Below are 6,879 nucleotides of genomic sequence, written 5' to 3'. Positions count from 1 at the left end.
GGCCCGGGGCGCGCAACCCCCCCCCCCCACTCCCCCCCCCGGGGCCCGCCCCCCCCCGCGGCGGCCCGCCCCCCCCCGTCCCCCGTGCCGGGTCAGTTCACCCAGTCCTTGAGCGGCTCCGTTTCGAGGGTGATGCCGACGGGGTCCGGGAGGTGGAGGGGCTTGCCGTATGGCGCTGTATGGACGTTGTCGTAGCGGGCTCCGTCGGGCTCGCTGTACACCACCGCCTGGCATTTTTGGCGATCGATCAACAGATAGAGCGGAATGCCCGTCTCCGCATACGCATGTGCCTTCTCCACCCGATCGCGCCGGTCGGTGTCGGAGTCGTGCGAGGTGACCTCGACGACCATCAGCACCGGCCCGGGATCTGCCCACTCCCCTTGACCGACGAAGGCTTCACTGGGCGCGAGCGAGCCGTCAGGGCGCGCACGGCCGCCACGATAGGGCTGCACCCTCAGCCCCTGGGTGGCGTCGAGCCAAAGCTCCGGCCGGTGCTGCATACAAATACGCGTCAGCCACTGGATGATCCGCCCGTGGTCCCCGTCCGGCATGGGCTTGCTCCTGACCTGACCGTCGATGAGTTCCAGCCGTGCGCCTTCTTCCAGGCGGGCGAGTATCCGGGCGACCTCTTCGAAGTGCTCGGTCTCCATGATGTGCGGCCGGTCGGCGAGCGCGGTCATGCGGCCTTCTCCTTCTTCCGCTGGACGGAGCAGGGAACGTGCCACCGACGATAGCCGAGACCACTGACAGAGACCGCGTGATCACTCACGACACACTAGATGTGGGGGTGCATCCGAGGGGGCACCACCACATGTATGCTCGTCCTCGCTGTCGCCGCAGGGGAACCCGGTGGGAATCCGGGACTGTCCCGCAACGGTGTACGAGCGCACCCGCCCGCCTTGTTGACGGGCCGCCGTGCGCCCGGAAGTCCGAGGACCTGCCGACGGCACGTCCGTACCGCCATCGGTGCGGACGTCGATACGTCCGGGCCCCGAGGGATGGGCAGAGGGACGCCGCGCGGTGTGCCCGCGCACCCCTGGTCCGACGGGGTGCCGCAGGCCCGCGTGCGGCCGTCGCGCCCCCGCCCCTCCCGGCCCCCGCCGAGTGAGGGAGAGCATCACGTGACCATCGCGCCCACGGAACGCGCGTCAGACGCCGAGGTCGCACCGCCCGCGGTGGCCACGCCGCCCGCCTCCGACGGCCCGGGCGTCGCCCTGCTGCGCACCCTCACCGAGCTGACCGTCGATCTGACCGCGACCGACCCCGGCAAGGTGGCCGCCGCCGCCCTGCGCGGCCGGCACGCGGGTTCCGACGAGGCCGAGCTGCGTGCGCTGGCCACCGAGGCCGCGGCCGGTCTGATCGGTGACGAGCCGGAGTACTCCAAGCTCGCCGCGCGGCTGCTCACCCTCGCGATCTCGGAGGAGGCGGCCGAACAGGGGGCGGTCGCCTTCTCCGCCTCCATCGAGGTCGGCCACCGTGAGGGCCTGATCGCCGACGCGACCGCGGAGTTCGTGCGGGCGCACGCGAAGCGGCTGGACGCGCTGGTCGAGCAGGCGCTCGCGGACGGCGCCGACGACCGGTTCGGCTACTTCGGCCTGCGCACCCTGCACTCCCGCTACCTGCTGCGCCACCCCACCACCCGTCAGGTCGTCGAGACGCCGCAGCACTTCCTGCTGCGGGTGGCCTGCGGCCTGGCCGAGGACCGGTCCGAGCGGGCCCTGGAAGACGTCGCCGAGCTGTACCGCCTCACCAGCTCCCTGTCGTACCTCCCCTCCTCCCCCACCCTCTTCAACTCCGGCACCCGCCACCCCCAGATGTCGTCCTGCTACCTGCTGGACTCCCCGCTGGACGAGCTGGACTCGATCTACGACCGGTACCACCAGGTCGCCCGGCTCTCCAAGCACGCCGGCGGCATCGGGCTGTCGTACTCCCGGATCCGGGCCCGCGGTTCGCTGATCCGCGGCACCAACGGGCACTCCAACGGCATCGTGCCGTTCCTGCGCACCCTGGACGCCTCGGTCGCGGCGGTGAACCAGGGCGGCCGGCGCAAGGGCGCGGCCTGCGTCTACCTGGAGACCTGGCACGCGGACATCGAGGAGTTCCTGGAGCTCCGCGACAACACCGGTGAAGAGGCCCGCCGTACGCACAACCTGAACATCGCGCACTGGATCCCGGACGAGTTCATGCGCCGGGTGGAGGCGGACACCGACTGGTCGCTGTTCTCACCCTCCGACGTCCCCGAGCTGGTGGACCTGTGGGGCGAGGAGTTCGACGCCGCGTACCGCAAGGCCGAGTCCGAGGGCCGGGCGCTCAAGCAGGTCCCGGCCCGGGTGCTGTACTCCCGGATGATGCGCACCCTGGCGCAGACCGGCAACGGCTGGATGACGTTCAAGGACGCCGCCAACCGCACCGCCAACCAGACCGCCGAGCCCGGCAAGGTCGTGCACTCCTCCAACCTGTGCACCGAGATCCTGGAGGTGACCGACGACGGTGAGACCGCGGTCTGCAACCTGGGGTCGGTCAACCTCGCCGCGCACCTGGGTGACAACGGTGCGATGGACTGGGAGCGGCTGGACGCCACGGTCCGTACCGCCGTCACCTTCCTCGACCGCGTCGTGGACATCAACTTCTACCCCACCGAGCAGGCCGCCGCCTCCAACTCCCGCTGGCGGCCGGTCGGTCTGGGCCTGATGGGTCTCCAGGACGTCTTCTTCCGGCTGCGGCTGGCCTTCGACTCCCCCGAGGCGAAGGAGCTGTCCACCCGTATCTCCGAGCGGATCATGCTCGCCGCCTACGAGGCGTCCGCCGATCTCGCCGAGCGGCACGGCCCGCACCCGGCCTGGTCCGCGACCCGTACCGCCCGCGGTGTGCTGCACCCCGACCACTACCCGGACGCCGAGCCGCGCTGGGCGGACCGCTGGGCCGCGCTGCGGGCCCGGATCGCGAAGACCGGGATGCGCAACTCCCTCCTCCTCGCGATCGCGCCGACCGCGACCATCGCCTCCATCGCCGGCGTGTACGAGTGCATCGAGCCGCAGGTGTCCAACCTCTTCAAGCGCGAGACGCTGAGCGGTGAGTTCCTGCAGGTCAACGCGTATCTGATCGAGGAGCTCAAGGCCCTGGGCCTGTGGGACGCGCGGACCCGGGACGCGCTGCGCGAGGCGAACGGCTCGGTGCAGGACCTGGCCTGGATCCCCGAGCGGATCCGTGCGCTCTACCGCACCGCCTGGGAGGTCCCGCAGCGCGCCCTGATCGACATGGCCGCGGCCCGCACGCCGTACCTCGACCAGAGCCAGTCGCTGAACCTCTTCATGGCGTCGCCGACCATCGGCAAGCTCAGCTCGATGTACGCGTACGCCTGGAAGCGCGGCATCAAGACCACGTACTACCTGCGGTCGCGCCCGGCGACGCGGATCGCGCAGTCGGCGCGTGCCGCGTCCGTGCCCGACCGGCAAGCGCCGCAACTGCCGGTGGCCGACCCCGAGGCGGTCGCCTGCTCCCTGGAAAACCCCGAGTCCTGCGAGGCCTGCCAGTAATTCCCGCCCGCCACCCGACCACCACCCCAGGAGGACGGCGCTTCGCGCCGACAGTAATGACCATCGACGCCAACAAGAACAAGAACCTGCTCGACCCGGGCTTCGAACTCACCCTGCGTCCCATGCGGTACCCGGAGTTCTACGACCGGTACCGCGACGCGATCAAGAACACCTGGACCGTGGAGGAGGTCGACCTCCACTCCGACGTGGCCGACCTCGCCAAGCTCTCCCCGGGCGAGCAGCACATGATCGGCCGGCTGGTCGCGTTCTTCGCGACCGGTGACTCGATCGTCGCCAACAACCTGGTCCTGACGCTGTACAAGCACATCAACTCCCCCGAGGCGCGGCTGTATCTGAGCCGTCAGCTCTTCGAGGAGGCGGTGCACGTGCAGTTCTATCTGACGCTGCTGGACACCTACCTGCCCGACCCGGACGACCGCGCCGCCGCCTTCGCCGCGGTGGAGAACATCCCGTCCATCCGGGAGAAGGCCCAGTTCTGCTTCAGGTGGATGGACCAGGTCGAGAAGATCGAGCGGCTGGACACCAGGGAGGACCGCCGCCGCTTCCTCCTCAACCTGATCTGCTTCGCGGCCTGCATCGAGGGCCTGTTCTTCTACGGCGCGTTCGCGTACGTCTACTGGTTCCGCTCGCGCGGGCTGCTGCACGGCCTGGCCACCGGCACCAACTGGGTCTTCCGCGACGAGTCCATGCACATGGAGTTCGCGTTCTCGGTGGTGGACACGGTCCGCGAGGAGGAGCCCGAGCTCTTCGACGACAAGCTGGAGCTGCAGGTCACCGAGATGCTGAAGGAGGCCGTCGAGGCCGAGCTGCAGTTCGGCCGTGATCTGTGCGGCGACGGCCTGCCGGGGATGAACACCGCGTCGATGCGCGAGTACCTCCAGTGCGTCGCGGACCAGCGTCTGCAGCGGCTCGGCTTCGCGCCCGTGTACGGCTCGGAGAACCCGTTCTCCTTCATGGAGCTGCAGAACGTCCAGGAGCTGACCAACTTCTTCGAGCGCCGGGCCTCCGCCTACCAGGTCGCCGTCGAGGGCTCGGTCTCCTTCGACGACGACTTCTAGGCCGGCGCCCCGAAAGTCCGTGCCGGCGGCGCCCGTTCCCCCCGGTCACCTGCGATTGTGAGCGTTCTGTTACCTCGGCAACCTGAGCTGAGGCCGCCACATCTATCCGGGTATGAAGGGCACGAAGGGGCGTCGCCGGTTCATCGACTATCCGCGCCGGGGACGGGAGGGGCTGCGCCGATGGCTGCCGTCATGGCGGCTGTGGCTCGGCACCCTCGCGTTCGGCATCCTCTCCCTGGCGGGACTGTTCGCGTTCGTGTACGCGAAGATCGACATACCGAACGAGAACGAGCTCGCCGGCCAGGAAGCCACCGTCTACTACTGGGCGGACGGCAGCCAGATGGTCAGCGTGGGCGCCGTCAACCGGCAGAACATCACCCTGGACAAGGTCCCGGACTCGGTCGAGAACGCGGTGATCTCCGCGGAGAACGCCACGTTCTACAGCGACCCCGGGGTATCCCTCCAGGGAATCGGGCGGGCCTTGGTGAACATGGTCTCCGGCGAGGAGACCCAGGGCGGCTCCACCATCACCCAGCAGTACGTGAAGAACACCTATCTCTCGCAGGACCAGACGGTCACCCGCAAGCTGAGGGAATTCATCATCGCGCTGAAGGTGAGCAACCAGAAATCCAAGCGCGATATCCTCCGCGGTTATCTCAACACCAGTTGGTTCGGCCGCGGTTCGTACGGCATCCAGGCCGCCGCCCACGCGTATTACGGCATCGACGCCAAGAAACTCAGTCCCAGCCAGGGCGCCCTGCTGGCCGCCACGCTGAAGGGCGCGGACCAGTACGACCCGGGGCTGAGCAAGGCCAACCACCGGCGGGCCGTGGCACGTTGGCGGTGGATCCTCGACCGGCAGGTCGCCACCGGAAAGATGAGCCGGGAGGAACGGGCGAAATACCGCACCTTCCCCGAGCCCCGGCCGCCGTCCAAGCCCACCAGCCAGGCCGGCCAGATCGGCTATCTCGTCGATGTCGCCAACAAATTCATCAAGGCCGACACCGGGCTCACCGACAAGGACCTGGCCCGCGGCGGCTACCGCGTCCACACCACCTTCGACAAGAACCGCACCCGCCGTCTGGAAAAGGCGGTGAACACCGTCCGCCGGGAAAACCTCGACCCGAAGGAACGGACCGCCGACACCTTCGTGGAATTCGGCGCGGCCTCGGTGCGCCCCCGGGACGGCGCGATCGTCGCGCTCTACGGCGGGGCGGACGCCACCCGGCACTTCAGCAACAACGCGGACACCACGGCGGTCCCGGCCGGCTCGGCCTTCAAACCGTTCGTGCTGGCGGCCGCCCTCCAGCAGCAGGTCGAGACCACCCCACAGCCCACCGACCGCCCCGAGGAGCCCGGCAGGGCCGTCCCGGTGGCCTGGCGGCCGGACCACGCCGCGGAAGACCTCGGCAGCGCCCTGGTGAAGGCCCAGAATCCGCCGTTCGTCCTGGCCGGGCAGCGGATCGGACTGAACCGGATCCGGGACCTCGCGGTCGCCGCCGGGCTGCGCAAGGAGAGCATGGCGCGCCTGGAGCAGACCTTCCCGCTCGGCACCTCGGCGCCCAGCGCGATACGGATGGCGAGCGCCTACACCACGTTCGCCAACGGGGGGCTGCACGCCGATCCGTACGCGGTGTCCGCCATGACGCACGACGGCCGCGCGGTCCACGGCTTCGAGCGGTCCGTGCCCCAGCAGGTCCTCGACGCCGGGGTCGCCCAGCAGGTGACCGGCGCCCTGGAAGGGGTGGGCTGGCGCACGCTGGGCCTGCCGGCTGCCAAGCCGGCCGGGCCGCCGGTGGCGGCCGGCCGTACCGAGCCGGGTGACCGGATGAAGTCGGCGTGGTTCATCGGCAGCCCGCCGCCCGCCCCGGTCGGCACCGGCCCCGGTGCCGGGCCCGGCACCGGCGGCGGGAACTGGGGCGGGGTCCGCCCCGGCACCACCCCGGGCGCCGGCGACGAGCCGACCACGGCCGTCACCATGTTCCGCAACCAGCCCGGCGCCCCCGACCTGCTGCCCCTGCAGGGCGTCGGCGGCCCCCGCACCGGGCTGGGGACGTCCCTCCCGCCGAAGGTCTGGAGTGCCTGCCAGGACGCCTCGTAGCCGGCCCGCCCGGACGCCTCACCGACGCGCGCGGGCGCCCGCCCCCCCCCCCGGCGGGCGGCATGGCGGGGGGGGGGCCGCACACGGGGGGGCCGCGCCCCCCCGCGCCCGCCGACGTCGCCCCCGGCTTCGCGCTGCGTACCGACCCCAAGGGCTTCCAGAT

General features: G+C 70.6%; 4 protein-coding genes and 1 riboswitch. Of the genes, 3 read left to right on the top strand and 1 reads right to left on the bottom strand.

Annotated elements, in window-relative coordinates:
• Positions 1-92: 92 nt before the first annotated feature.
• Positions 93-680 (bottom strand): Uma2 family endonuclease, encoded by a 588-nt coding sequence (locus ACFV1J_RS40125; protein ID WP_385866926.1) that lies wholly within the window; start codon positions 678-680, stop codon positions 93-95.
• A 158-nt stretch (positions 681-838) separates the two neighbouring features.
• A riboswitch (cobalamin riboswitch) is annotated at positions 839-939 on the top strand.
• Between the two features lie 182 nt (positions 940-1,121).
• Here ACFV1J_RS40125 and ACFV1J_RS40120 point away from each other — a divergent pair.
• From ACFV1J_RS40120 to ACFV1J_RS40110, 3 genes are all read left to right on the top strand, one after another.
• Positions 1,122-3,536: a ribonucleoside-diphosphate reductase subunit alpha gene (locus ACFV1J_RS40120; protein WP_385866924.1), complete on the top strand. Its 2,415-nt coding sequence runs from the start codon at positions 1,122-1,124 to the stop codon at positions 3,534-3,536.
• Positions 3,537-3,592: 56 nt separating this feature from the next.
• On the top strand, positions 3,593-4,615 hold the full coding sequence (locus ACFV1J_RS40115) for a ribonucleotide-diphosphate reductase subunit beta (protein ID WP_385866923.1): 1,023 nt from the start codon (positions 3,593-3,595) through the stop codon (positions 4,613-4,615).
• A gap of 112 nt (positions 4,616-4,727) precedes the next feature.
• Positions 4,728-6,716, top strand: a complete 1,989-nt coding sequence (locus tag ACFV1J_RS40110; protein ID WP_385866921.1) for a transglycosylase domain-containing protein — start codon at positions 4,728-4,730, stop codon at positions 6,714-6,716.
• The last annotated feature ends 163 nt before the right edge of the window (positions 6,717-6,879 follow it).

Source organism: Streptomyces sp. NPDC059649 (genome assembly GCF_042734445.1).
Lineage (GTDB): Bacteria > Actinomycetota > Actinomycetes > Streptomycetales > Streptomycetaceae > Streptomyces.
Note: the sequence above shows the minus strand (reverse complement) of the source record. Positions and strands in the feature narration are given on the sequence as shown.